This is a genomic window from Kribbella sp. NBC_01245 (assembly GCF_036226525.1).
Lineage (GTDB): Bacteria > Actinomycetota > Actinomycetes > Propionibacteriales > Kribbellaceae > Kribbella.
Genome location: NZ_CP108487.1, coordinates 5,548,152 through 5,572,528, shown reverse-complemented (window position 1 = coordinate 5,572,528; position 24,377 = coordinate 5,548,152). Strand labels below are relative to the sequence as shown.

Annotated in this window: 24 protein-coding genes; 14 read left to right on the top strand and 10 right to left on the bottom strand. The window is 67.0% G+C overall.

What is annotated here, in order from left to right; all coding sequences use genetic code 11:
- Positions 1-54: 54 nt before the first annotated feature.
- Positions 55-1,239: a DUF418 domain-containing protein gene (locus OG394_RS25280; RefSeq protein WP_328989551.1), complete on the bottom strand. Its 1,185-nt coding sequence runs from the start codon at positions 1,237-1,239 to the stop codon at positions 55-57.
- 172 nt (positions 1,240-1,411) lie between these two features.
- Here OG394_RS25280 and OG394_RS25275 point away from each other — a divergent pair, with 172 nt between their 5' ends.
- Positions 1,412-2,374: a DUF6528 family protein gene (locus OG394_RS25275; protein WP_328989550.1), complete on the top strand. Its 963-nt coding sequence runs from the start codon at positions 1,412-1,414 to the stop codon at positions 2,372-2,374.
- A gap of 54 nt (positions 2,375-2,428) precedes the next feature.
- The gene (locus OG394_RS25270) at positions 2,429-3,106 is read left to right on the top strand and encodes a hypothetical protein (protein ID WP_328989549.1); all 678 of its coding nucleotides are present in this window, start codon (positions 2,429-2,431) and stop codon (positions 3,104-3,106) included.
- Here the strand turns inward: OG394_RS25270 and OG394_RS25265 are convergent.
- Together OG394_RS25265 and OG394_RS25260 are read right to left on the bottom strand one after the other, a co-directional pair.
- Complete coding sequence (locus tag OG394_RS25265; RefSeq protein WP_328989548.1) at positions 3,101-3,478, bottom strand: hypothetical protein; 378 nt, start codon at positions 3,476-3,478, stop codon at positions 3,101-3,103. The genes OG394_RS25270 and OG394_RS25265 overlap by 6 nt on opposite strands.
- A gap of 5 nt (positions 3,479-3,483) precedes the next feature.
- A complete protein-coding gene (locus tag OG394_RS25260) occupies positions 3,484-4,113 on the bottom strand; it encodes a hypothetical protein (RefSeq protein ID WP_328989547.1) in 630 nt (209 codons plus the stop codon).
- A gap of 372 nt (positions 4,114-4,485) precedes the next feature.
- Here OG394_RS25260 and OG394_RS25255 point away from each other — a divergent pair, with 372 nt between their 5' ends.
- Positions 4,486-4,929, top strand: coding sequence for a hypothetical protein (locus OG394_RS25255; protein ID WP_328989546.1), 444 nt, complete (start codon positions 4,486-4,488; stop codon positions 4,927-4,929).
- 14 nt (positions 4,930-4,943) lie between these two features.
- Here the strand turns inward: OG394_RS25255 and OG394_RS25250 are convergent, their stop codons facing one another.
- A complete protein-coding gene (locus OG394_RS25250) occupies positions 4,944-5,810 on the bottom strand; it encodes a sigma-70 family RNA polymerase sigma factor (RefSeq protein WP_328989545.1) in 867 nt (288 codons plus the stop codon).
- 93 nt (positions 5,811-5,903) lie between these two features.
- Between OG394_RS25250 and OG394_RS25245 the strand changes: the two genes are divergently transcribed.
- Positions 5,904-6,731 carry a class I SAM-dependent methyltransferase gene (locus tag OG394_RS25245; protein ID WP_328989544.1) on the top strand — a complete coding sequence of 276 codons (828 nt, stop codon included), beginning with the start codon at positions 5,904-5,906 and terminating at the stop codon, positions 6,729-6,731.
- Between the two features lie 6 nt (positions 6,732-6,737).
- Here OG394_RS25245 and OG394_RS25240 read toward each other — a convergent pair whose 3' ends face one another.
- Positions 6,738-6,875 (bottom strand): hypothetical protein, encoded by a 138-nt coding sequence (locus OG394_RS25240; RefSeq protein WP_328989543.1) that lies wholly within the window; start codon positions 6,873-6,875, stop codon positions 6,738-6,740.
- A gap of 130 nt (positions 6,876-7,005) precedes the next feature.
- Here OG394_RS25240 and OG394_RS25235 point away from each other — a divergent pair, with 130 nt between their 5' ends.
- The 7 genes from OG394_RS25235 (at position 7,006) to OG394_RS25205 (ending at position 13,904) form a co-directional block, all read left to right on the top strand.
- The gene (locus OG394_RS25235; RefSeq protein WP_328989542.1) at positions 7,006-7,863 is read left to right on the top strand and encodes an Fpg/Nei family DNA glycosylase; all 858 of its coding nucleotides are present in this window, start codon (positions 7,006-7,008) and stop codon (positions 7,861-7,863) included.
- Positions 7,860-8,111: a hypothetical protein gene (locus OG394_RS25230; protein ID WP_328989541.1), complete on the top strand. Its 252-nt coding sequence runs from the start codon at positions 7,860-7,862 to the stop codon at positions 8,109-8,111. The genes OG394_RS25235 and OG394_RS25230 overlap by 4 nt, the downstream gene beginning before the upstream one ends.
- Positions 8,112-8,226: 115 nt before the next feature.
- Positions 8,227-8,808: a dihydrofolate reductase family protein gene (locus OG394_RS25225; RefSeq protein WP_328989540.1), complete on the top strand. Its 582-nt coding sequence runs from the start codon at positions 8,227-8,229 to the stop codon at positions 8,806-8,808.
- Positions 8,809-8,881: 73 nt separating this feature from the next.
- Positions 8,882-9,196 carry a rhodanese-like domain-containing protein gene (locus tag OG394_RS25220; RefSeq protein ID WP_328989538.1) on the top strand — a complete coding sequence of 105 codons (315 nt, stop codon included), beginning with the start codon at positions 8,882-8,884 and terminating at the stop codon, positions 9,194-9,196.
- Between the two features lie 182 nt (positions 9,197-9,378).
- A complete protein-coding gene (locus OG394_RS25215; protein WP_328989537.1) occupies positions 9,379-11,232 on the top strand; it encodes a phosphodiester glycosidase family protein in 1,854 nt (617 codons plus the stop codon).
- Positions 11,156-12,838: a metallophosphoesterase family protein gene (locus OG394_RS25210; protein WP_328989536.1), complete on the top strand. Its 1,683-nt coding sequence runs from the start codon at positions 11,156-11,158 to the stop codon at positions 12,836-12,838. The genes OG394_RS25215 and OG394_RS25210 overlap by 77 nt, the downstream gene beginning before the upstream one ends.
- Before the next feature lie 127 nt (positions 12,839-12,965).
- Positions 12,966-13,904 carry a S66 peptidase family protein gene (locus tag OG394_RS25205; protein ID WP_328989535.1) on the top strand — a complete coding sequence of 313 codons (939 nt, stop codon included), beginning with the start codon at positions 12,966-12,968 and terminating at the stop codon, positions 13,902-13,904.
- Here the strand turns inward: OG394_RS25205 and OG394_RS25200 are convergent.
- Genes OG394_RS25200 through OG394_RS25190 form a run of 3 tightly spaced genes read right to left on the bottom strand, consistent with a single transcriptional unit; the run spans position 13,897 to position 19,238 of the window.
- Complete coding sequence (locus OG394_RS25200; protein WP_328989534.1) at positions 13,897-15,687, bottom strand: S9 family peptidase; 1,791 nt, start codon at positions 15,685-15,687, stop codon at positions 13,897-13,899. The genes OG394_RS25205 and OG394_RS25200 overlap by 8 nt on opposite strands.
- Before the next feature lie 15 nt (positions 15,688-15,702).
- Positions 15,703-17,481 (bottom strand): ABC transporter ATP-binding protein, encoded by a 1,779-nt coding sequence (locus OG394_RS25195; RefSeq protein WP_328989532.1) that lies wholly within the window; start codon positions 17,479-17,481, stop codon positions 15,703-15,705.
- Positions 17,478-19,238: an ABC transporter ATP-binding protein gene (locus OG394_RS25190; RefSeq protein WP_328989531.1), complete on the bottom strand. Its 1,761-nt coding sequence runs from the start codon at positions 19,236-19,238 to the stop codon at positions 17,478-17,480. The genes OG394_RS25195 and OG394_RS25190 overlap by 4 nt, the downstream gene beginning before the upstream one ends.
- Positions 19,239-19,425: 187 nt before the next feature.
- On the opposite strand from OG394_RS25190, the gene OG394_RS25185 reads away from it, so the two are divergent.
- Entirely contained in the window at positions 19,426-19,596 is a 171-nt protein-coding gene (locus OG394_RS25185; protein ID WP_328989530.1) for a hypothetical protein, read from the top strand.
- 187 nt (positions 19,597-19,783) lie between these two features.
- Here the strand turns inward: OG394_RS25185 and OG394_RS25180 are convergent, their stop codons facing one another.
- Positions 19,784-21,022 carry an RNA-guided endonuclease InsQ/TnpB family protein gene (locus tag OG394_RS25180; RefSeq protein WP_328989529.1) on the bottom strand — a complete coding sequence of 413 codons (1,239 nt, stop codon included), beginning with the start codon at positions 21,020-21,022 and terminating at the stop codon, positions 19,784-19,786.
- A gap of 329 nt (positions 21,023-21,351) precedes the next feature.
- On the opposite strand from OG394_RS25180, the gene OG394_RS25175 reads away from it, so the two are divergent.
- Entirely contained in the window at positions 21,352-21,768 is a 417-nt protein-coding gene (locus OG394_RS25175) for a hypothetical protein (protein ID WP_328989528.1), read from the top strand.
- Here OG394_RS25175 and OG394_RS25170 read toward each other — a convergent pair.
- The gene (locus OG394_RS25170; protein ID WP_328989527.1) at positions 21,737-22,786 is read right to left on the bottom strand and encodes a GTP pyrophosphokinase; all 1,050 of its coding nucleotides are present in this window, start codon (positions 22,784-22,786) and stop codon (positions 21,737-21,739) included. The genes OG394_RS25175 and OG394_RS25170 overlap by 32 nt on opposite strands.
- Before the next feature lie 238 nt (positions 22,787-23,024).
- Here OG394_RS25170 and OG394_RS25165 point away from each other — a divergent pair, with 238 nt between their 5' ends.
- On the top strand, positions 23,025-24,218 hold the full coding sequence (locus OG394_RS25165) for an ATP-binding protein (protein ID WP_328989526.1): 1,194 nt from the start codon (positions 23,025-23,027) through the stop codon (positions 24,216-24,218).
- Positions 24,219-24,377 lie beyond the last annotated feature (159 nt).

Here is a 24,377-nt window from a genome sequence, read left to right as displayed (position 1 = left end):
GACTGAACATGCGGACGGCCCGGAATCAGAGATCCCGGGCCGCACTCCGCTGGTTCAGCTGGTGGTGACGCCCTTACGCCAAGTGGGGCGAGTGCCATTGGTGATGCCGCGCAGCACGCCTTCGACCGGGCCGTAGGTGTACTGGTTCAGCCAGATCCGGCTGAGCACCATCTGCGCCCCGAAGATCGCGAAGGCGATCACGACCATCTCCAGCGGCGAGACCTGGCCGACGAGGCCGAAGCCGACACCGGTGAAGATGAGCAGCGTGGCGACCGACTGGCCGATGTAGTTCGACAGCGCCATCCGGCCGGCCGGGGCCAGCGCCTTACCGAGGCTCGTGCCGCGGTCGCTGTGGAAGAACCGGAGCATCGTCGCGACGTACGCCGCGGCCAGGAGGGGTGCGGTCATCACGCTGGCGAGTACGCCGAGGACGTCGCCGTTGCCGCCGCTGGAGGCGTAGATCGCGCCGCCGAGGATGCCGACGGGGAAGCCGATCAGCTGGATCTTCCGCAGTACGGGCTCCTGGCCGGTGACGTTCGACAGCAGGCGGCGACGTCCGGCGACCATACCGATCAGCAGCGCGGCCAGCGTGGTCGGACCCTGCAGCGTGACCTGGGAAAGCCCGTAGAGCGGCAGCGCCTTCAGGTGCTCACCGATCACATCGCCGAAGCTGCCACCGAGGTTCGCCGTGGTCTCCTGGGCTGCGACCAGCGAGGCGGCCGGATCGAACATGGCCGAGGTGTCCATGAACAGCCCGGTCGAGCCCATCGCGAACAGCAGCCAGACATAGATGCCAAGGGCAACGTATAACGCGGTCTTGTCCTTGACCTTATGCATCGCCAGCAAAATAAGGCCGATCAGCGCGTAGACGGTGAGGATGTCACCGGTGATCAGGAAGACCATGTGCAGCCAGCCGATCACGAACAGCCCGCCGAGTCGGCGCAGCATCCGCGGCTTGAACGCGGCGCCCGCCCGTTGGGCCGCCTCCAACTGGAGCTGGAAGCTGTAGCCGAACAGGAACGAGAACAAGAGGTAGAACTTCATGTCCACGAACGTGCTGCTGAGCCAGCGCACCACGTGGTCCAGCCCCGAGTCGTACGACGGATCCTCGATCACGTGGATCGGATAACCCGAGGCCGCGAACGTGATGTTGACCAGGAGGATGCCGAGCAGCGCGAACCCGCGCAAGGCGTCGACATCGTGAATGCGCAACCGTGGCGCGAGTCCGGAAGTAGTCATGGCTTCAGTGCACCAGCGGGCTCGACCACGGACAGTCGCGCTGACACCTCGATCCGCGGTGGACTTTCACCTACCCCGACGCAACCCCTAAGGGAACCCGCTGCAACTTCTGGGGGACTCGTTGCGTCCTACGCTGTCGACGGGGTCCACCGACATGAGGAGGAGTCACTCGATGGAACGCAGGACGTTTCTGCGCACCCTGGCTGCGGGCGCGGTTGCCGGGCCACTGCTCGGTACCGAAATCGCCGGCGCCACACCTGAAGGTATCGGCGCCGCGGCGGCCAACTACTACGTCGCGACCACCGAGCAGACGAAGAACAAGGTCCTGGTATTCCCCAAGAACAGCGCGTTCTCGGACGCCAACGTGCACTGGAGCTTCAGCCCGGGTGGTGGTGGCTGGAGCAACCTGTCCGACGTCAAGGTCCGCAACACCGAGGCGCAAGGCTGGATCGCACTGGTCGCGGCCTCGGGCGGTAAGGCCGGCATCGTCGACATCACCGGCGAGAAGCACACCGAGCTCAACGACCTGAAGTGGAGCGCGTCGCCGGGCGGCAACCCGCACGCCATCGAGCGAGTGCCCGGCAACGGCTCGGTCATCGTCGCGAGCAGCGGCGGCAAGTTGACGCTGTACGCCCCAAGCTCTGTCGCCAACCTCGGCAGCCTCAAGGCCGTGCAAACCGTCAGCTACGCGGGCGCCCACGGAGTGCTGTGGGACCCGACGTACGAGCTGCTCTGGGTGGTCGGGCAGAACCGGGTCAGCCACTACGCGGTGATGGGCAGCGGGCGGAACACGCGGCTCAAGTACGGCGTGCATCTCAGTCTCGGCAGCGGCAACCTCGGGCATGACCTGCAGCCGGACTACACCAACAAGAACAAGATGCTGCTGACCGCGACCAAGGGCGTCTGGGAGTTGCTCACCGATGGCGGCAACTTCCGGGTGCGCAAGATCTCGAACGAGACCCGGGTCAAGTCGTACGTGAAGCACTCCTCCGGCGAGGTCGTCTCCATCCGCGGCGACAACACCGAGCCGAAGGTGTGGGCGAACAAGACCGTCCGCTTCTCCGCTTCCCCCGACCGCACCCGCACCGGCGCCCAGTTCTACAAGGCCCGAATCTGGACCACTGCCTTCCAGTAACCCATCACCCCGTGGGCTCCCGCGCCGGTGAGCCCGCAGGTGGATGATGGCGGCATGACGGAAGATCCGGCCAGGATCCTCGCGGTGCGGGCGCAACTGCTCGCCACGGAGCACTGGAGCCTGCTGGCGACGCGGAGCCAGACCTGGGCCGAGGTGATGGGCAGGATCAGCGCCCAGTTCACGTTCGCCTCGGCGTCGCTCGTCGTCCTCGCGCTCACCGTTCAGGTCGTGGGGATGACCGACTCGTTCCGCCTCCTGGCGGTATGGCTGGGCGTCGCCGTGCTGGTCACCGGCACGCTGACGGCGCTCCGCGTGCGCAATGCCAGCCAGGAGGATCTGATGCTCGTCGCCGGGATGAACCGGCTGCGTGCGGCGTACGTCGAGATCGACCCGTGGATCAAGGACTACCTGGTGACCGGCTGGACGGATGATCCGGCGGGCATCCGACGTACGTACAACCTGGGCGTGAATCGCAGCGGGCCGTCGTACTTCCTCGCGAGCGCCTTTGTCTTCGCCGGCGCGGTGAACGTCATCGTCGCCGCCGGCCTCGGCGCGGTGCTCGCCGACACCATCGGAGCCGGTGGAGCCGCCACGGTCCTGATCAGCGCCGCGGCAGCCGTCCTGTACGCCGGCCTCGTCGTCTTCCCCGCCCACAGGGGCTACCGCCGCATCCTCGGCGGCCCACCTCCGGAGGCCCAGGACGACGACGAGGCGTCCCAGCAGCCGCTATAACTCGCCGATGGGACTGATGGCGGCGCCTGATTTCGGGCACAGCCAGCACGGGCCGTTTTCCGTCAACGTCGGTGTGAGTGGATGTGACGCGGGATGCTCTGGGCATTCTGGCCAGGTCGCAGGTAGGCCCAGCCGTCCTAGTTCCTCGTGAACGAACTCCTGCACCTGGTCGGCGATGTGCACCAGCCGCTCGGGCTCCTCCATGTCGAGGGGGGCGAGCAGACCCGTTCGCGTGTCACCGGTGGATAGAAGCCACATCGATTCGTATCTGGGGTCGTCGTCTGTGGGCCCATCCGACAGGTGCACGGTGATACCGGCCGTACTCCGCAGATCCCGCAGGATCGGGCGCAGCGCGGTTTCGACTGAGTTCACGCGAATCAGTCTGCCAGTGTGTGGACCCGGCCGGCCCAGGTGATCGAGCCGGTGCCGCCACCGCCGAGGTTGTGGCGGAAGGAGAGGTAATCCTGGTATTCCACCCGGGTCCCGCGTGTTGCCCCAGTCATGGTGCCGTGAAACAAGTAGGACTTGTGCACGTTGTGAGGGGCATTCCTCGGTTTCTCCACCCCGTTCACCCACCAACTCAAGCCGCGCTCCGCGACGTTGCTGACAATAATCGCCTGCACTGCCGCGGAGATTCTGTAACTCCACGCAAGGCTGTCGCGAGTGGAACAGGTGTACTGGAGGGTCAGACTGCCGTTGGTGTCGGACCATCTCCCGGAGCCTCCACATGAGATGTACTCGGGACCAATTGCGGGTGAATTTACCGGCTGTACCGGGTTGGCCAGGCGTTTCGCGTAGGTGCGTGCGAGTTCGGCGGAAACGGGCTTATCGAACTTCAGATCGATTGTCGACTGGTATTGAAGTGTGGATTCGGACTCGACGTGGAGACTGTTGACGTGGACGGGATCGCTTTGCGTTGAGGCTGCGGAAGGCGACACGGCTGTTGCCGTGCCGCAAAGAAGTGCGGCAACAAAGGTCAAGGCGGTGGCGACTCGCCTGGGATACATAAAATCCTCCAGCTAGATGAGTCTCCGCATGGGCAGAAATCTCGAAACTAGGCATGCCCCTTTGGGCCATTCGCGCGGAGTACTCGGGGCGCGATGAACGTAACGTTCCGGTCCGTTCGGTTGCCAGGACTCTGCACGAACCTGCAGACCCGCTTCAAAGCCGTTGTCCGCAATGGAAAACGGATTGCGGGGGTGTGGAACGGACTCGGCGGGCGAATGGCGCCTCGCCGGTCGCCCCGAACGCCTGCCGGCGACGTTCACCTTGCAGGCGTGCAAACACGTCAGGTGACAGGTACCGGACAGCCGATACCGGAGCGGATGGTTTGCCTGTTGGCTGGACGAAAAGTCGAGTCAACTCTGGGGAGAACGCTCATGAAGCGCAAGCTGATCTCTGCAGCCGCCATGCTCGCTGCAGTCGCCGGGATCGGGATCGTCAACGTTCCCGCGGCCAATGCCTACGCCTACTGGAAGAACGGCTACTTCTACGCGGACACCAGCTACCGAGGAAACGTCTCCGGTTCGTACGCCAAGATCATCGGCCGATACGACGCCGCCAGGCAGATCTACTTCATGTCGGTCACGTTGACCGACGTCAAGACCGACCGGTACCAGGCCGCCGTCCACGCCCGCGGCTGGGACCGGCAGGGCAATCAGTACGTCACCACCCTGACTCTCTACAAGGGCGGGGGCGCGAAGGGGACTGTCTACGGCAGTTGGGCGATAGGCACAGCGGGCCTCGAGGCCATCAACGTCCAGGACGGCATCTACGGCGTCGGTTATGGCTCCAACTCGGTGACGGTCTTCCACCGGCGTTAGGCCGGATTGGGCGGTCAGCCGAGGACGCCCAGGTCGAGGTTGGCGAGACGGGCCGGGTCGGTGATGACGTCGATCTCGCTGATCCGCCCGTCGTCGGTGAACGTGAAGGCGAACACCGACATCAACCGTCCACCCGGTGCCACCACAAAACCAGCCGACCCGTTGACCAGCGCCGAACGGGAGAACCCGGCCCGCTTGGAGTACAGCGCCGCCTGGCTCGCGACCTCGCGCGCGCCCCGGAGGATCTTGGGTATGCGGCCGTCGGACCGGAGCACGACGTCGGGATCGAGCACCGCGACCAGGCCTTCGAAATCGCCGCCACGGGCTGCCGCGAGGAATGCCTCGACGACGCGTCGGCGCTGGGCGAGGTCCTGTTCGGGCACGACCGGATTGCCCTGCACCCGGCGACGGGCGCGGCTCGCCAGCTGGCGCGTGGCGGCGGGCGACTTGTCGATGACGTCCGCGATCTCCTCGAAGGGCATCGCGAACAGGTCATGCAGGACGAACGCGAGCCGTTCCGCCGGCGTCAGCATCTCCAGTACGACGAGCAGCGCGAGGCCGACCGAGTCCGCGAGCTGGGCCTCCTGCTGCGGATCGACGCCATCCGCGCGTTCGGCGAGCTCGCCCGCCTTGGCGTCCAGCGAGTCCTCGCGCCGGGTCTTGCGGCTGCGCAACATGTCCAGACAGACGCGCGACACCACGGTCGTGAGCCAGCCGCCGAGGTTATCCACAGCCGTCGTGTCCGAACGGCTCAGCCGCAGCCAACCCTCCTGGACCGCGTCCTCGGCTTCGGGCAACGACCCGAGCATCCGGTACGCCACCGCTCGCAGATGCGGCCGATTCGCCTCGAACTGCGTCGCCAGCCACTCTTGTTCGCTCATCGCCAGCATTCTCCCGGTCCCTCCCGCTGTCTGATCTACCCGGTTGACGTAATCGGCTGGCGAAGTGTGACAGGCGAGTGCGAAAGTCTGGCTGTGAACGACTACCGCACGATCAACCGGGCCAACTGGGACGAACGCGCACCCGCGCATGCGGCGTCGGCCGACTACGGGCTGCAGCAATTCGTGGACGACCCGGCGTACGTCGGCAGCGTGGTGCGGTTCGACGTGCCACGGCTGGGTGACGTTCGCGGTCTCCGCGGCGTACATCTGCAGTGTCACATCGGCACTGACACGATCGGGCTGTCCCGGTTGGGCGCGCGGATGTCCGGGCTCGACTTCTCGCCGGCCGCGATCGCCGAGGCACGCGAGCTGGTCCGCCGTACCGGTGATGAGGTGGATTTCCACGAGGCCGATGTGTACGACGCGGTGGAGGTCCTCGGCGCGGGTGAGTTCGACCTGGTCTTCACCGGGATCGGGGCGCTCTGCTGGCTACCGAGCGTGGCGCGGTGGGCCGAGGTGGTCGCGGGTCTGCTGAAGCCGGGCGGCCGCTTGTTCATCCGGGAGGGCCACCCGATGCTGTGGGCGCTCGACGACGCCCGGACCGACGGCCTGGTGACGGTCGGCTACCCGTATTTCGAGCAGGCCGAAGCGACCGTCTTCGACGCACCGGGCACGTACGTCGAGACGGAGACCGTGTTCGCCCACACCGTGACCCACGAGTGGAACCACGGTCTGGGCCAGATCGTGACGGCCTTGTTCGAGGCCGGGCTGCAGCTCACCGGCCTGGTCGAGCACGACAGCGTGCCCTGGGAGGCCCTGCCCGGGCTGATGACCCAGACAGACGTCGGCGAATGGCGACTGACCGACCGCCCGGAGCGGCTCGCGGCGTCGTACACCCTGCAGGCCGTCAAACCAGGCTGATCCGGGTCAGCGGGTCTTGTTGCGGACCTTCTGAATCATCTCCTTGGCCTTGCGCTGGTTCTCCGGCTTGCTCAGCTCGCGCTGGGCGATCTGCGCGACCTTGGCGATCACGCCTGCCTTGATCACACCTTTGATGAAACTCATCTGAAGCCTCCTTCCTCGACCGGGCGAGCGTCCTCGCGGACACGTTCCGGCACACCGTCTTGCTTAGACCGTAGCGGTGCCCGCCAAGGAACACCCGGAAACCGTCGGTTCTTCAGGGCACAATGGGGGAATGCCCGAGTTGCCGGAGGTGGAGTCCCTGGCGGCGTTCCTGCGGGAGCGTGCCGTCGAGCGGGCGATCGTGCGTGCCGACATCACCGCGATCAGCGCACTGAAGACCTACGACCCGCCGATCTCGTCTTTGGTGGGCCTGCTGATCGACGACGTCCAGCGGCACGGCAAGTTCCTGGACATCTCGGCCCAGGGCGTGCACCTGGTCGTGCACCTGGCCCGCGCGGGCTGGCTGCGCTGGCGCGAGGAGCAGTCGACCACCCTGGTCAGACCGGGCAAGGGCCCGATCGCCTGCCGCGTGGTGCTCGACGACGGCTCGGGTTTCGACCTCACCGAGGCCGGCACCCAGAAAAAGCTCGCGGTGTACGTCGTTCGCGATCCGCTGGAGGTCCCCGGTATCGCGAAGCTCGGGCCGGATCCGTTCACCCTGACCGCGGCGGACTTCGGCGAGATCCTCAAGGCGGCCGGCCGCGTCCAGCTCAAGGGCGTGCTGCGCAACCAGTCGGTCATCGCGGGTATCGGCAACGCCTACTCCGACGAGATCCTGCACGTGGCGAAGATGAGCCCGTTCAAACCGGCGTCGAACCTCAGCACCGACGAGCTCACCCAGCTGTACGACGCGATGCGCGCGACCCTCGAGGACGCGGTCAAACGCTCGGCCGGCCTCGCCGCCCAGGACCTCAAGTCCGAGAAGAAGAGCGGCCTGCGCGTGCACGGCCGCAAAGGCCAGAAGTGCCCGGTCTGCGGCGACACCATCCGCGAGGTCAGCTTCGCCGACTCCTCCCTCCAGTACTGCGCCACCTGCCAAACCGGCGGCAAACCCCTAGCCGACCGCCGCCTCTCCAAACTCCTCAAATGACAGACAATCCCGACGCCCCGGCGCCCAGCATCTTCCGGCTTCTGCCTGCGGACGACCTGGCGACGTTCGCCGACGAGCTACTAGACGTGCTGGACACGCCCGCGGCCGCTCGGCAGGTTATTGCCGAGTGGCGCCACACGGCCGAGATCTACGCCGATCCCGAGCTGCTGGCCGCGCTGCGGTCGACGACGGTCGAGGACCACGGCGTCGTGGCTGAGCCTCGGGGCGAGCCGGCGTCGGAGCTGTAGTTGGGTGGGGCTTTTCCAGGGTGTTGGAAAAGGTTTCGGGGGGTTGTCGAATTCTGGGAGTGTCCTTCGACGCAGGGGTGAAAGGCACCGAAAGCCCCAGAACAAGGAGACGATCATGGGATCGATCAAGTCCAGCCTCTTCATCTCGCTCGACGGCGTCATCGAGTCGCCCGAGACGTGGCACTTCGACTACTTCGACGACGAGATGGGAGCGGTTGTCGGCGCGTTGATGGGCGAGGCCGACGCGACGCTGCTGGGTCGGCAGACGTACGAGGAGTTCGCCGGCTACTGGCCGAGCGCTGACCCCAACGACCCGATCACCGCGCAGATGAACGGCGCCCGCAAGTACGTCGTATCGAACAGCCTGACCGACGCGGAGTGGGAGAACTCGAGCGTCGTCAGCGGTGACGTCGCGGCCGAGCTGACCGCGCTCAAGCAGGACAAGGTGCTCGGTACGACCGGCAGCGCCACGTTGGTGCGCTGGATGCTCGAGCAGCGCCTGGTCGACGAGCTGCATCTGCTGGTGCACCCGGTGGTGGTCGGCAGCGGTAAGAAGCTGTTCGCCGACGGCGCGAAGGTGCCGCTCGACCTCGTCAGCGCCACCACGTTCAAGACCGGCGTCCTCCACCTCGTCTACGCCCCAACCGCCGCGACCGAGCCCGCCGCGACCGAGTCGACCGACCCAGCCGCCTCCTGACCGCCGGCCCCGTCCATGGCCCGCCAGACCGGCGGGCCGTGGCGGAGCTCAGGTCATCTGGAATGATCGGGGTATGCCTGAGATTCCCGCGATCACTATTGCTGAGCTGACCGACGACGTGTTGGCTGACGTGTTTGTCCTGGATGTGCGCGAGGAGGACGAGTGGGCCCGCGGCCACATCGCCGGCGCCCAGCACATCCCGCTCGGCCAGTTGCAGGAGCGCGTGGGCGAGGTGCCGAAGGGCGAGCGGGTCGTCTGCGTTTGCGCGGTCGGCGGGCGGTCCGGGATGGCGACCCAGTTCCTCAACGCCGAGGGGCGTGACGTGGTCAACCTCGACGGCGGCATGTACGGCTGGGAGGCCGCCGGCCGTCCGGTCAAGCTGCCCTGACCAAAACCAATCGGCCCTGACCAACTCTGGTCTCGCCAACACTGGTCTCGCCAAATACCTACCGGTCAAGCCTAAGACGGGTTACTTTGTCACCGTCCGGTTGACCGGCGTACATCGGGACCTCATCTCCCGGTAGGGCGCGCGGCGTCGGATGGACGCGTCCGCCCTGCCGAGGAGACCTCATGCCGTCGTCCGCCCGTAAGACCTCCCGCCGACTGGTGACTGGTGTGCTCGCCGGAGCACTGGCCTCCACGCTGGTCCTGCCAACTGCCACCGCGGCGCCGTCCCAGGAGCCTGACCCGCAAGCAAGGTTGGCCGCGGCCGGAGTCGCGGAAGCACATCCGGGTTCGTCGGCCGCCTCGGACATTCCCGACGTCGCGCTGGCGCCGCCGGGCGAGGGCCTGGTCACGCGGCGCTCGGACAGCCCGGTCGCGCCTGGCGTGACGTACACCAGTTTCGATCGCCTCGACGCGCGCGGCTGGTTGCGTGGCGACATCCTGGTCGCGGACCTGGACGCAGGTGGTGTGAAGGTCGACTACCTCAACCCGGGCACGGTCTCCGGGCGCGAGGTGCTCAGTCAGCAGGTCGCTCGCAAGGGCGCGATCGCCGGCGTCAACGGCGACTTCTTCGACATCAACGACACCGGTGCGCCCGTCGGTGTCGGGATCGAGCGCGACGCCGATGGTGGCGCCGGTCGGCTGGTGAACGCGCCCAAGACCGGTCACAACGAGTCCGCCGTGATCGGTGCCGACGGGATCGGCCGGATCGCGCAGGTCTTCCTCACCGGGACGGCCGCGGATGACGACGGCAGCAAGCTCGACCTGACCAACCTGAACTCGCCCGAGGTCACGGCCGGCGGCATCGGCCTCTACACCTCGCAGTGGGGCGCGACGCCGCGCACGCGGACGGTCGACGGTGTCGCCGCCGTACGCGAGATCATCCTCCGCAACGGCGTGGTCGTCTCGAGCAACACTTCAGCCGGTACGACGCCACTCGCCGCCGGGGAACTCGCCCTGATCGGACGCGACGCCGGCGCCACCGCGCTGACCGCCTTCGAACCAGGCGAGACCATCGACGTGAACTACGGCCCGCGCAGCGATGCCGCGGAGATCGCCGTCGGCATCAGCGGCAACAAGCAGCTCGCCCGCGACGGGCAGGTCCTGAACGTCGACGACAGCGTTATGCATCCGCGGACCGCGATCGGGTTCTCCGCCGACGGCCGCCGGATGGTGTTGCTCACGATCGACGGGCGGATGGCCGATTCGCGTGGCCTGACAGAATATGAACTAGGCCGCCTAATGCTCGACCTCGGCTCGGACGACGTGCTGAACCTCGACGGTGGCGGTTCGTCCACGATGCTCAAGCGCTCACCCGGTGAGGTCACGCCCGAGGTCGTCAACAAGCCGTCCGACGGCGCCGAGCGCCTCACGCCGAACGGCCTCGGACTCCTTGCGGTAAAGGGATCCGGACTCCTCAAGGGCTTCCGCATCGAGGCGACCGGAACGGCCGATGCCGCCGCGGACGCCGATCTCGGCCACAGCTCCCGCGTGCTGACCGGCCTGAGCCGCGTTCTCGCCGGACGGGGTCATGACGAGACGTACGCCGCTGTCGCCGGTGCGCCGCAGTGGTTCGTCGGTTCCAACGCACGCCTCACTTCGGCGAACGGCACCGCGATCGTGACCGGCGTTCGCGCGGGTGAGGCCACGGTGATCGCGTCGCGTGCGCAGGCCCACGGGCGCTTCCCGCTCACGGTGATCGGCAAGCCCGCGCGCCTCGCGCCGTCGACGCGCCAGCTCTCGCTGCCCGGCACGTTCAGCATCAACGGGTACGACGCCGACGGCTTCGCCACCTGGGTCGAACCGCGACCTCAAGCTCGAGTACGACGCCAGCCAAGTCAACGTGGTTGCCAAGGGCAATGGGTTTGCCGTCACCGCGATCGGCACCGAGCCGGTATCGACCGTGATCAAGGCGAAAGCCGCCGGTCTGGTCACGGAACTCGTCGTCACCGCCGGGTTGACCGCCCAGGTCGTCGATGAGCTCGACGACATCAACACCTGGCAGGCCACGTCGTTCCCGGTGGTGGTGAGCGCGAGCAAGTCCGTTGCCGAAGGCCACGATGGTGGTAGCGCGATCGCCCTCGACTACTCGCTGACCGGCACCACGGCGACGCGTGCGGCGTACCTCGCTCAGACCGTTCAGCAGACCTTGCCCGGGCAACCGCAGAAGGTCGGCGCCTGGGTGTACGGCGACGGTAAGGGCGCTTGGCTGCGAGCCAACCTGTACGACGCCGCTGGTGGTGCCGCCAAGACGGTGAACCTCGCGGCCGCCGTCGACTGGACCGGCTGGAAGTACGTCGAGGCGGACATCCCGCCGGGTCTGGCGATGCCGTTGAAGTTCTTCCGCCTGTACGTCGTGGAGACCGTGCCGACGCGGCAGTACTCGGGCCGGATCGTGGTGGACGACCTCACCGTTCGGAGAGCGCCGTCGGTGACGCTGGCGCCGCCGGCCAAGGTGGTGGACCCGATGGTGCTGACCGACGGCGCGATCGGCCCGAACCGCTGGAAGTTCGCCGTACTGTCGGATGCCCAGTTCACCGCGGACGCGCCCGAGTCGGACATGGTCAAGCAGGCCCGCCGGACCATTCGCGAGGCGCTCGCGCAGTCGCCCGAGTTCCTCGTCATCAACGGTGACTTCGTCGACCGGGCCTTTGCGAACGACATCGCGCTGGCCAAACGGATCCTCGACGAAGAGGTCGGCGGACGCGTGCCGGTGCACTACGTACCGGGTAACCACGAGAGCTACGGCCCGGGCGACCTGTCCGAATGGAGCAAGGTGTTCGGCGCTCCGACCAGCACGTTCGACCACAAGGGCACCCGGTTCGTGCTGCGGGACTCGTCGCTCGGCTCGTTGCGGGCGGGCGGGTTCGCGCAGATCCTCGACCTGCGGCGGCAGCTCGACGACGCGGCCCGGAACAAGGAGATCCGGAACGTCGTGGTGATGGCCCACCACCCGATCAACGACCCGTCGCCGACCGCGAACTCGCAGCTGGCCGATCGCAAGGAAGCCGAGTTGCTGGTCCGTTGGCTCGGCGACTTCCGTGCCTCGACGGGTAAGGGGGCCGCGTATATGGCTGCCCATGCGGGTACTTTCGCCGCCACTCGCACGGACGGCGTGCTGCTGCCGCTCACGGGTAACGCGGGCAAGGGGCCGACGGGAGCACCCGACGCCGGCGGCTTCACCGGCTGGGCGTTGGTCGGCGTGGACGGTGCGGCCCGCGTGGCCGAGGCGCCGTACCGGCACTGGTCGTCGCCCGAGAGCGGCTGGCTCAAGCTCGAACTCCGGCCGCACGTCGACGCCCTTGAGCTCAATGTGCCGGGCTCGTTGAAGGTGAATGCCTCGGCTCCGGCAGGCGCGACCGTCGTACAGGAGAATCGCCGGGTGCCAGTGGCCTTCCCGGTATCGGCCGATTGGTCGGGCTCGGCGTTGCTGCACCTCGGGCCTGCCCGCGAGGCGCCGTTCTGGTCCATCGCCGCCTTCGACCCGGCCACCGGCCAGCTCACAGGCCTCCGCCCGGGCACGGTCACCCTCACGGTAAACGTCAACAACACCATTAAGTCCGCCCCCATCACCATCACCCGCTAGCCCTTTCCTTCTTTTGCGTTCATTCGTCGCAATCCGCCCTCTTCCCGCCGCCGACATGTACAGGTTCGCTGCCTGAGAGGGCGGATTGCGACGAATGAACGCAAAAGAAGGGCTGTAGGCTCGCCTGATGGGTGACCTGAAGAAGCCGGCGCGGCTCAAGGTGGGGGATCGGGTGGCTGTTGTGGCCACGTCCGGGCCGGTCAAGGAGGAGAGGCTCGAGGTTGGGCTGACCATCCTGCGCGAGTGGGGTTTGGACCCGATCCTGATGCCGTCGGTCTACGCGCAGAACGAGTCTTTCCCTTATTTGGCAGGGGATGACGCGACTCGTGCGAAGGAGTTCCGCGAGGCCTGGCTCGACCCGCAGTACAAGGCGGTCCTCTGTGCGCGAGGCGGCGTTGGCGCTCATCGGATGCTCCAGCATCTTGATGCCGTCGAGCTGACCGCCGCACCGGCGAAGATCCTGCTCGGGTTCAGCGATATCACCGCGTTGCACGAGCTGTTCCTCGCGGACGGCTTCGTCACCGTGCATGGGCCGATGGTCGGAGCCGTCGAGCAGCTCCAGGTCGAGGCGAGCCGCGAACGCCTGCGGGCCTTGCTGTTCGAGCCCGACTCGATCCCCGATCTACTCGTGTCACCAGGCGAGGAGAAGACCAGGGTCCGCACCCTCGTCCCAGGCCGGGCCGAAGGGCGACTACTCGGCGGCAACCTCGCCGTGATCGCGGCCAGCTTTGGCACGGCGACCGCGCTGAGCCCCGACGGCGCGATCGTCGTACTGGAAGATGTCGGTGAGGAGGTGTACCGGCTGGACCGGTTGTTCACCCACCTCATTCGGGCGGGCTGGTTCGACCAGGTGGCCGGTCTCGTCCTTGGTGACTTCACCGAGGCCGAGGGCCCGGGCCTAGTCGAGGACCTGCTGCGCGAACGCCTTGTGCCGTTGGGTATTCCGGCCGTCGAAAACGCGCCGATCGGTCACGGCGACCTCAACCTGGCCGTCCCGCTCGGCGCTCGCGTGGTGCTCGACGCAACCGCCGGCACTCTGATCATGCCCGAAAGTCCTTTTATTTAAGGGTTTTCGCCAAGAACGCAAGCGCCTTCGGGTAGGCGTCGAGCTGGTTGACCCGCTTGTGCAGGCCGTGCCCCTCGTCGCGATAGACCAGCAGCTCGCACGGTACGTCGCGCGCGGTGAGTGCGGCGGCGATCTGCTCCGCCTCGGACAACGGCACCCTCGGGTCGTTCGCGCCGTGGATGACGAGCAAGGGCGCGCGGATCTGGTCGACCCGGTTGAGCGGGCTGGCCAGTTCGAGGAACTCGCGGTCCTCGGTCAACGACCCGTACTCGCGTTCGCGCGCGACCCGGCGATAGTCCGAGGTGTTCTCGAGGAACGTCACCAGCGAAGCCATCCCGACCACGTCGACTCCCGCGGCCCAACGCTCGGGCTGGAAGGCCAGACCCGCGAGCACCATGTACCCGCCGTACGACCCGCCGTACAGCGCGGCACGGTTGGGATCGAGGCCGAGCTCGGGCAACCAGTCGTGGATCGCCGCGAGATCTTCGACTGAGTTGAGCCGCAAGTACTTGTCGTCGAGCGAATACCAGCGCTTGCCGTATCCCGCCGAGCCGCGCACGTTCGGCACGATGACGGTATGGCCTTGGCCGGCGAGCGCGACGGTCATCGGATGCCAGACCCGGGCCGACATCCACTCGGGCCCACCGTGGACCAGCACGACGGCCGAACCGTCACCACCATCGGCCGGGCGGTAGACGAAGACCGGGATCTGCTCGCCGTCGAACGACTTGACCCGATGACTCTCCGGCGTGGGCAAATTCGCCGGCAGAGCAGGCATATCCGGTGCGCGAACGGTGAACAGCTCGCCCGACTCGCGGTTGTACCGGATGACGCAGGGCGGCTCGGTCGGCGAGTTGTAGTTGATCAGCGCGTACGCCCCGTCCTTCGACCAAAGCGGATCGGCCGCGGCCATGTGCCGGGCGGCGCAACCACCCGCGGGCAGGCCGAGCGGAGCCACCGGTACGCCGTCGGCGAGGCGGTGCAGGGCGAGCGAGATCTCGCCGTCATCGGTGGTCGCGACCAGCACATGCTCGCCGTCCGGGCAGACCCACCCGGCCAGGTCGCAGCGCTCGTCGACGATGAGATCGGCGAGTGTGCCGGTGGCCAGGTCATACGCGAGTACGGCGATCCGGTCCCGCCCGGCGTCGGACGCGACCAGCAGCCCGGCCGAATCGGGCCGCCACGAAACGGCGTGCAGGTGGGTCGGATCGTCGTACGACGTGACCTCGATCGTGCGGGTGGTGCCGGACTCGACCAGCAGGAGTTGGTTCGAATTGGCAGGGCCGCCGGCCCGGACCACGGCGACCCAGCGGCCATCCGGCGACGGTCGCACCGACATGACGTAGCCGCCGCCGTCCCACAGCGTGGTCTCGTCGCCGTTCGCGAGATCCCGCGCGATCAGGTCGAAGTCGGTGCCGTTGCGGCGGTTGGTCGTGTACAGCAGGCGATCGGCCCGGACCTCGATCATCGAGTGGAAGTAGGCGGGATCGTGGACGAGCGGCTTCAACTCGAGCAGCGGATCGGCCAGGTCCAGCAGGGACAACTGGCCACGCTCGTTGCCGTCGGCGTCGTGCTGGACGATCACCTGGCTGGTGCCCGGGACGAACTGGCCATCCCCGACCCGGTCGGCCAGTGCGGTCAGCGCACGCCATTCGCCATCGGGCGAGACCTCGTGGAGCTGACGCACGCCGCTCCCGTCGTACCCGACCAGCAACCGGCCGGTGCTGTCGACATCAAATGCCATGACAGCGGGCAACGAGAGCAGCGTGCTCAACAAGGTCATACCAATAGAACTTACCTAGCGATCCCCATGCCAGGAGTGCCAAAGAGCGGCATAGGGGCCTTCGGCTTCTACTAGGTCGTCGTGCGGGCCTAGCTCGACGATGCGACCGTCTTCGACTACGGCGATCACGTCGGCGTCGTGGGCGGTGTGCAGCCGGTGGGCGATTGCCACGACCGTACGGCCTTCCAGTACGCCGGCGAGCGACCTCTCCAGGTGACGAGCGGCTCGCGGGTCCATGAGCGAGGTGGCCTCGTCCAGAACCAGCGTGTGCGGATCGGCCAGTACCAGCCGGGCCAACGCGATCTGCTGGGCCTGAGCCGGTGCAAGCGATACGCCGCCCGAACCGACCTCTGTGTCCAGCCCATCGTCCAACCCGGCCACCCATGCATGAGCGTCCACAGACCGCAGGGCCTGCCAGAGCTCCGCATCAGTGGCACCCGTCCGCGCAAGCCGCAGGTTGTCCCGCATGCTGCCCACGAAGACGTGGTGCTCCTGGTTGACCAGAGCCACGTGGTTCCGGACTCGCTCGGCAGACATCTTGTCGAGCGCAGCACCGCCCAACGTGATGTCACCCAGCCGTGGCGAGTAGATACCGGCCAGCAGGCGCCCAAGCGTCGACTTGCCCGCACCAGAAGGTCCGACCAGCGCAACCCGTGCACCCGGCTCCACCCTCAGGGTGACGCCGTGGAGCACGTCCCGACCTTCGAGGTAACCGAAACGCACCTCGTCAGCCAGCACGGTCCTGCCGTCGGGCTCGGTCTCGTCACCCGTCACGGCCTCCTCAACCTCGCGCACGCCGACAAGCCGGGCCAGAGAGACCTGAGCCACCTGCAACTCGTCGTACCAGCGGAGCATCATGTTGACCGGCTCTGCCAGCATCTGGATGTAGATCGCGCCAGTGGTGAGTGCGCCAACCGTGAGCCACCCCTGGATCGCGAAGCCGCCACCGATCACCAGTACGGCGGCAAGCGCCACTGTGTGCGTGGTGTTGACGATCGGGAACAGCATCATCCGCAGCCACAGGGTGTACCGCTCCCAGGCGACCCATTGGCCAACCCGGCGATCGCTCATCCCGATCCGGCGCTCACCCAGCTGGTGCGCCTCCACCGTGCGACCGGCGTCGACCGTCTCGGCCAGCACCGACGCCACCGCGGCGTAACCCGCCGCCTCCGACCGGTAGGCCGAAGGTGCGCGGCGGAAGTACCACCGGCCGCCGATGATCAGGATCGGCGCGGCGATGACCACGGCGATCGCGAGCTCCGGCGCGGTCACGATCAACGCGCCGAGCAGCAGGAACGCCCACAGGATGGCGATCGTCAGCTGCGGAACGGCATGGCGCATCGCGTTCGAGAGGCGGTCCACGTCGGTCGTGATCCGGGAGAGCAGGTCACCCGTGCCGGCACGCTCGAGTACGCCCGGAGGCAGCGCGACGGCCCGGACCAGGAAGTCCTCCCGGAGGTCGGCGAGCATCTGCTCACCGAGCACCGCGCCCCGCAACCGGGTCAGGCGCACGAACACGGTCTGGAAGGCCAGTGCGACCAGGAAGATCCCGATCACCCAGGGCAGGTTGAGATCGCGCGAACCCGCGGTGAGCTTCTGCACCAGCTCACCGAGCAGGTACGGCCCGATCATGCCGCTGATGGCTGCGACGGCGTTGACCGCGATCAGCCAGCCGAAGGCCTTCTTGTGCCGGGTGGCCAGTTCGCGGATGTACGCCTTGACCGTTGGCGTCCCGGCGACCGGGAGGCGCGCGGCCGCTTGCGGGGCGGCCGGGTCGTACTCAGGGCGCTTCACGCTGACTCCTCGATGACTTCGTCTTCACGGGTGACCACCGCGCGGTAGCGGCGATCGTTGTGCACCAACTCGTTGTGCGTGCCTACGGCGGCCACTCGGCCGTCCGGCACGAACACCACCTGGTCGGCCCGGTCCAGCACCAGCGGGCTCGACGTGAACACCACGGTCGTCTTGCCGGCTCGCAACGCCCGCAGGCCGTCTGCCACCCGAGCCTCGGTATGCGCGTCCACGGCACTAGTGGGCTCGTCCAGCACCAGCAGCGGCGGATCGACGTACAACGACCTGGCAAGGGCAACCCGCTGCCGTTGGCCTCCGGACAGCGAACGCCCACGCTCGGTCAGTACGGCGTCCATCGGATCCTCTACGCCGTCCGGCAAGGTCTGAGCCAGTACGTCGAGGATGTCCGCGCACTGCGCCGCTTGCAGAGCCGCCTCGGTAGAGACGTCTCCGCTTGCCGGAACATCGAACAGATCGTGCACCGAGCCAGAGAGCAGCACCGGGTCCTTGTCCTGAACGAGCACGGCACGACGGGCAGAGTCGAGTGGCAGGTCGTCGAGCGCCACACCACCTACTAGTACGGATGCGTCGTCTGCCTCGGCGTCGGGGCTGTGCCCGCCCAGACGATCTGCGAGCTTGCCACCGGCGTCGGGATCGCCGCAGACGACAGCGGTGAAGCTGCCGGCCTGAACGTTCAGACCCGACACTGGATCGACCAGGTCACCGTGAACTGCCTGAGCTTCACCCTGGCCCATCGCGTCGTCGGTACGGCGGATGGACAGCACTCGCGCCGCCCGCCGGGCCGAGACCTTCGAGAAGATGAAGGCGCTCGCGGTCTCCTCGAAGACCTGAAGCGGCACCAGCAGGAAGGTGACGAACCCGTACGTCGTGACGAGCTCGCCGACGCCGATCCGGCCGGACTGCACCAGGCTGATGCCGAACCAGACGATGAACACGAGGAACAAACCGAAGAGCAAGATCTGCAGCGCGGCGATCAGCGACCACATCCGGGCCGTGCGCACCGAGGCACTACGTACCTCCTGCGAGGCGGCCCGGTAACGGGCGAGGAACAGCTCCTCGCCACCGATCCCGCGCAGCACCCGCAGGCCCGCCACGGTGTCGGCGGCGAGCTCGGTGGCCCGGCCGTTCTTGGCGCGCTGGGCATCGGCCCGGCGCTCGGCGGGCTTCAGCAGCGGCACGATCGAGATGGCAAGCACCGGCACCGCCAGGGCGACGGCCAAACCGAGCTGCGGCTCGTAGAACAGCAGGCCGATCACGACCGCCAGACAGGTCAGCAGGGCCGCGCTGAACCGGCCGATGATCTCGACGAACCAGCCGATCCGCTCGACATCACCGCTGTTGACCGCGACGACCTCACCGGCCGCGATCCGGCGGGTCAGCATCGAGCCGAGCTCGGCGGCCTTCCGCGCGAGCAATTGCTGGATCCGGGCCGCGGTACGGATCCAGTTGGTCACGACCGCTTTGTGGAAGTAGGCGTCGGAGACGGCTTTGACGGCGCCCATGACGAGGAGCAGACCGCCGGCCAGGAACAGCCGGGGCCAGGACCGGTCGATGACGGCCTGGACGGCGATGCCGACGGCGACCGGAGCGGCGGCAATACCGCCGAAGAACAACAGGCCCCAGAAGATCGCGATCAGCTGACCGCGGATCTGCTGGTGCTCGAGCCAGAGGATGAATCGAAGACCCGATCGGGTATCGGGCACACCGGGATCGGTGAATGGAAGTTCGCGCAGCGACATGACGTCCCAAATGGGGTGAGGTAAGGGTATTCCGAAGCAGGACCGAGCGCTGGCCAGGCGCTGTCACTAACAGTAGGCGGCCTGCGCGGGGGCCCGTCAAACGAGTTTCACGCCGTGCGTTTCCTTCGCCGCGTAGGGCTCGACCGCGGACCGGATCGGCCGCAGCCGGGCCTCCCAGCTCGGCCTGGTGATCTTCAGTCTCGGTTCACTGCTGTGCGGGATTCGCCCCCCGACGGTCGTGCTGCCTATCGCGGTGACAGCCTTGTTCGTGCCCGAGTCGCGGGCGCGCCGGATCGATCCGGTCGGCGAACTGCTGGTGTTAGTCCTGCTCGCGTTGCTGACCTCGGCATCATCGTAGTCAAGGGCTGGGCTGGAGTTCACCGTCATCCTCGTCAGTTTCGCATTGGCAGCGGTGTGGGTCGGTGGCGTATGAGCGAAGGCGGGCGCCGCAGTTGCACGAGCACGGTTCTTCCGGAGTGCGCCTTTCTACGGCGCCATCTTGATCGCGGTCTGCGGGTTCTCCGCGGCATCGGGATTCCTGTTCGTCAACTTGACCCAGCCTTTAGGGACTGGGTTTGGAGGTAGGGCACCACTGGCTGTGGTGTGTTCTCCTCCGTCCTGGCCGCCTGGGTGGCGGCTGGGACGCGTGACTCACGCCCCGCTGTCCACGCAGCCTCGCCGCGTGCGGCGATGTTGCGGGAAGCGTTCCGGTCCGCGTGGGCAACGACCCCGCAGGAACGGCAGATGAAGGTTGCCTGGTCTACACGGTTCCTCTTGTTGATGTGGCCGCATTCCGCGCAGGTTTGGCTGGTGTAGGCCGGATCGACGTACACCAGCGGGACGCCTGCACGGCGTGCTTTGTAGTCGATGAAGGTTCCGAGTTGGTGGAAGGCCCAGGAGTGGAGCGTGGCCCGTTGGGGCTTGCGGAGCCGTACCCTCTGCCGGATGCCGCCGAGGTTTTCCAGGGCGATACCGGCCGAGGTGCGTTCAGCCTCGGTCACGATCTTCTTCGAGATGATGTGGTTGATGTTCGCGGCGTGCCGTTGTTCCTTGCGGCGCCGATGCTTGAGTCGTCGTTTGGCGGACGGGGTGCCTTTGGCCTGGAGCTTGCGGCGCAGTCTCAGCTGGCGCTGGCGGTACCGATTCAGGCCACGTCCAGCGGCTCGGTGGCCGGTGGACGTGGTAGCGATGTTGACGATGCCCAGGTCCACTCCGATGAACCCGTCAGGCTCGTACTGCTTGGCCTCAGGGACCTCGCACACAGCGATCAGGTAGAACACGCCGTCGCGTTCGATCAGGTCGGATTCGCCTTGCCGATACTCGCGCAGCGTCTTGAGCTGGTCGGCGGAACAGGCGAAGCGCAGGTTCTTGAGGCGGCCGACCGCAGTCCAGATGCTGATGGTCTGGGCGTCGTACTGCCAGGACAGACACCGGTCGTCGTACGGGTGTGCGGCGTCAGGCCGGAAGGTGATGGGCTTGGATTCCACCTTGGTCCGGCGTTTCGATCCGGGCCTGCCAAGGTTCCCGGCGCGGATGTTCGCCTTCAGTACGGTGTAGGCGTCGCGCACTTTCTTGATCGTGTGCTGCGCGGCCTGGGCACCGAGGCCGGAGTCTTTCAGGTGAGCGTAGGTGTGCTTGCGCAGTTCGTACTCACGAGGCACGCCCCGGTCGAACGCCACCTTCGACACCCAATTGGCGGCCTCGTTGACCGTGCGCAGGGTCGAGCCGATCGCCAATGCCTGCACGGCATCCGGGACCAGCTTCACCTGCACGACGACCTTCATGCCGAGCATCGTAATGAGGCCCTCCGACAGTTCAGAGGAACACATGCGGGCCGTCTGCGCCGACATCGCAACAGGTCTGGTCGAGCTCAACGACGAACGCGACATCGAGCAGCAGAAACACCCGACACGACCAGCACCCACAAAACGAATGCCCATGGGATTCACGCTAGCCATCCTGAATTCCCTTTATCTGCAAGAGGTTCGGGGCTTCACGGCGTCGCACGCGCGCCTGATGACTCTGCCGATGGCCGGCATGACCGGGATCTTCGCGCCGCTGTCCGGCTGCATCGTCGGCGCGCGCGGGACCCGGCCGCCGCTACTCGTCGCGGGTGCCGGAATCGCCGTCAGCGAGGCTGTTGCTGACCCGAATCGGCCTCGACACCTCAACGCCGTACCTCTTGCTGGCCTATTTGGTATTCGGATTGGGCTTCGGAATGTTGAACGCGCCGATCACGAATGCCGCTGTGTCGGGTATGCCTCGGGCTCAGGCCGGGGTTGCGGCCGCGATCGCGTCGACGAGTCGTCAGGTGGGTGCGGCGATGGGGGTCGCGGTCATCGGCTCGGTGCTGTCGGCGCGGTTAGCCGGAACGATCCGGTCAGGATTCGTACCGGCCGCGGAGCTCGGTTGGTGGATCATCGCGGGCTGTGGCGTGGCGGTCTTCGTGCTCGGTTTCGTCACCACCAGCCGCTGGGCGCGGGCGACTGCGGCCGTGGCTATGCCAGACCAGCGCGGTTCAGGGCTTTGAGGCGGCCACGGAGGATCTTGGTCCGGCGCTCCTCGTCGGCGAACAGGTTCAGGTAGTCCTGGCCCTTGGCCGCGAGCAGGTCGTCGTCCAGCCGGCGCACGGTTCCGGCCGGGAAGCGATGCGTCATCGCCGCCTGCACCGAGCCGCTGTCGACGCCATCCAGCAACCGGGCCAGCTCTTCCTCGGTGGTCACGCCGAGCCGCCCGAGAATGCCGAGCATCCAGACATAGTGATTGGTCTTGGCGTGCGGCGCGTCCGGATACCGCCTGGTCAGGTACGTCGTGAGGGTTGCCGGGCTGAGCGTCTCGGTCGCCGGTGGCGAGTTGTCCGGCTTGGCCGCGAGCGATCGGTACATCTTGTCGATCTCGGCGAACTCGTTGTCCGCGAGCTCCATCAACGCGGCCGCCAGCAGGAACCGGCGGTCGAACTCGGGCTTGCGATCCGGCGGGATGTCCAGTTTGTAGCGGATGTCGTGTTCGAACTCGGCCCACGCGTGCTGGACCGCGGTCCGGACCTGGATCTCCATCGTCAGGTTCTTCAGCACGGAGTACTCCGGGAGCTCCGAGCGATGCGCGTTGAGCCGGACCAGGTAGTGCTTGCTGGCATAACCGAAAGCGCCCTGGGCCCGGGTGTGCGCGCCCATATCGGTGTGCTCGACGATCTCGAACTCCGACTCGATCACCTCGCAGACCCGGTCCACCGCCTCGACCAGGAACGTGATCACCCGGGCCGCGACCAGGTCGGTGATCTGCTGCAACGGATCGTCGTACTTCAGCCTGGTGGGATCGTCCGGATGCGGGCGCGAGGCCTTCTCCCAGAAACTCTCCGGGTCTTTGGCCCGAGCGCTCGCGCTCAGGTAGTTGATGCCCTCGTCCTCACCGATCAGCTCGTCGAGCAGCGCTTCGAGCTTGCGCGCGCCGCCGACGTACTGCTGGTGAGTCCGGTGGTACTGCTCGGCCGCGGGCGCAGCCAGCCGCCGCAGTTCCTCCGCCCCGCTCAGGGGTTTCGCCCCACTCATGCCGAGGACCATAGCGATGAACGGGGGCCGTGTCCGTAGGCGCGCTCAGGTTGATTTCGGGTCTGCCGATGTGCTTCTATGGGAACAGGCGTTCGAAACGCAATAGCACCACCTAGTAAACGATGTCGTCCTCTAGGGTTATCTAGCGCTGGGGCTAGATAACCCTAGAGGCGACACGCTCTGACGTTGGCTAGCGAAATCTACGGGATTCGCTAGACAACGCCATACAGTGCGATGCATGGATCCGATCCGGAATCCCTACGCGCCAGGAGCAGGTCAACGCCCGCCCGAGCTGGCCGGGCGGGATACCGAGGTCCGGCAGTTCGAGGTCGTGCTCGAGCGGATCGCCGCGCGACGGCCGGAGCGAAGCCTGGTCCTGAGCGGGCTGCGTGGTGTCGGTAAGACCGTGCTGCTCAACACCTTGCGCAGTCAGGCCATCAAACGCGCTTGGGGTACGGGCAAGATCGAGGCGCGTCCCGAGCAGAGCATCCGGCTGCCCTTGGCCCAGGCGTTGCACTCGGCGATGCGCGAGCTCGGGCACCGCCATCGCGACGACGACCGGGTCGAGCAGTTCAGCGCCGTACTCAAGGCCTTCGCACTGCGTACGTCGGCCGACGACCGCAAGGGTATTCGCTGGCATCCGCCGGTCGACGTGATCGCCGCCAAGGGCCGAGCGGACTCGGGCGATCTGGAGATGGACCTGATCGAGCTGTTCGCCGACGCCGCCGATCTCGCCAACGACCTGTCCGTCGGGGTCGGCCTGTTCATCGACGAGATGCAGGACATCAACCCGGACGACCTCTCGGCGCTGTGCGCGGCGTGCCACGAGATCAGCCAGCAGGCGGCACCACTCGTCGTCGTGGGCGCTGGACTCCCGCACTTGCCGGCCGTACTCTCCGCCAGCAAGTCGTATTCCGAGCGCCTCTTCCGTTATGTCCGCGTCGATCGGCTGGCCCGCGAGGCGTGCGACCGGGCGCTGATGGTGCCGGCCGCGAGCGAGGACGTGGAGTACGACGACGAGGCGCTGGACGAGTTGTACGCCCAGACCGACGGCTATCCCTACTTCGTGCAAGCCTTCGCGCACGCCACCTGGGATCACGCGCCGACGAGTCCGATCACGATCAAGGACGTCGCGGTGGCGGCGCCGGAGGCTTCGGCCGAGTTGACGGTCGGCTTCTTCGGCTCGAGGTATGAGCGGGCGACGCCGGCCGAGCGCGACTACATGCGCGCGATGGCCGAGCTCGGCGTGGGTGCGGCCGACGGCTCCGTGCCGACGTCCGAGGTGGCGTCATCGCTGAAGCGCAAGCCGCAGAGTCTGTCGCCGGCGCGCGACGGCCTGATCAAAAAAGGCCTGGTTTATTCCGCGGAGCGAGGCACCGTGGCCTTCACGGTGCCGCACTTCGGCAAGTTCCTCCGAACCCGGACGGCTTGATATTCCGTCCGAACCCCTCCCGGAGTTACCACCGGGTCGGTAGTGTGAACCGACATGACGGTCGGGAACCACAGCCGCCACTCGGCGCGCACGCCTGCCCGCCGTCGGCGGCGAAGCCATGGCCGTCACAGCCGACACCGGTCTTATCGTGGGCAATGG

What these genes read in the sequence shown, in the direction of transcription:
- OG394_RS25280 (WP_328989551.1), bottom strand. Translation starts at nt 1,239, where the DNA reads ATGACTACTTCCGGACTCGCGCCACGGTTGCGCATTCACGATGTCGAC.
- OG394_RS25275 (WP_328989550.1), top strand. Translation starts at nt 1,412, where the DNA reads ATGGAACGCAGGACGTTTCTGCGCACCCTGGCTGCGGGCGCGGTTGCC.
- OG394_RS25270 (WP_328989549.1), top strand. Translation starts at nt 2,429, where the DNA reads ATGACGGAAGATCCGGCCAGGATCCTCGCGGTGCGGGCGCAACTGCTC.
- OG394_RS25260 (WP_328989547.1), bottom strand. Translation starts at nt 4,113, where the DNA reads ATGTATCCCAGGCGAGTCGCCACCGCCTTGACCTTTGTTGCCGCACTT.
- OG394_RS25255 (WP_328989546.1), top strand. Translation starts at nt 4,486, where the DNA reads ATGAAGCGCAAGCTGATCTCTGCAGCCGCCATGCTCGCTGCAGTCGCC.
- OG394_RS25250 (WP_328989545.1), bottom strand. Translation starts at nt 5,810, where the DNA reads ATGAGCGAACAAGAGTGGCTGGCGACGCAGTTCGAGGCGAATCGGCCG.
- OG394_RS25240 (WP_328989543.1), bottom strand. Translation starts at nt 6,875, where the DNA reads ATGAGTTTCATCAAAGGTGTGATCAAGGCAGGCGTGATCGCCAAGGTC.
- OG394_RS25235 (WP_328989542.1), top strand. Translation starts at nt 7,006, where the DNA reads ATGCCCGAGTTGCCGGAGGTGGAGTCCCTGGCGGCGTTCCTGCGGGAG.
- OG394_RS25230 (WP_328989541.1), top strand. Translation starts at nt 7,860, where the DNA reads ATGACAGACAATCCCGACGCCCCGGCGCCCAGCATCTTCCGGCTTCTG.
- OG394_RS25225 (WP_328989540.1), top strand. Translation starts at nt 8,227, where the DNA reads ATGGGATCGATCAAGTCCAGCCTCTTCATCTCGCTCGACGGCGTCATC.
- OG394_RS25220 (WP_328989538.1), top strand. Translation starts at nt 8,882, where the DNA reads ATGCCTGAGATTCCCGCGATCACTATTGCTGAGCTGACCGACGACGTG.
- OG394_RS25215 (WP_328989537.1), top strand. Translation starts at nt 9,379, where the DNA reads ATGCCGTCGTCCGCCCGTAAGACCTCCCGCCGACTGGTGACTGGTGTG.
- OG394_RS25205 (WP_328989535.1), top strand. Translation starts at nt 12,966, where the DNA reads ATGGGTGACCTGAAGAAGCCGGCGCGGCTCAAGGTGGGGGATCGGGTG.
- OG394_RS25200 (WP_328989534.1), bottom strand. Translation starts at nt 15,687, where the DNA reads ATGACCTTGTTGAGCACGCTGCTCTCGTTGCCCGCTGTCATGGCATTT.
- OG394_RS25190 (WP_328989531.1), bottom strand. Translation starts at nt 19,238, where the DNA reads ATGTCGCTGCGCGAACTTCCATTCACCGATCCCGGTGTGCCCGATACC.
- OG394_RS25180 (WP_328989529.1), bottom strand. Translation starts at nt 21,022, where the DNA reads ATGAAGGTCGTCGTGCAGGTGAAGCTGGTCCCGGATGCCGTGCAGGCA.
- OG394_RS25170 (WP_328989527.1), bottom strand. Translation starts at nt 22,786, where the DNA reads ATGAGTGGGGCGAAACCCCTGAGCGGGGCGGAGGAACTGCGGCGGCTG.
- OG394_RS25165 (WP_328989526.1), top strand. Translation starts at nt 23,025, where the DNA reads ATGGATCCGATCCGGAATCCCTACGCGCCAGGAGCAGGTCAACGCCCG.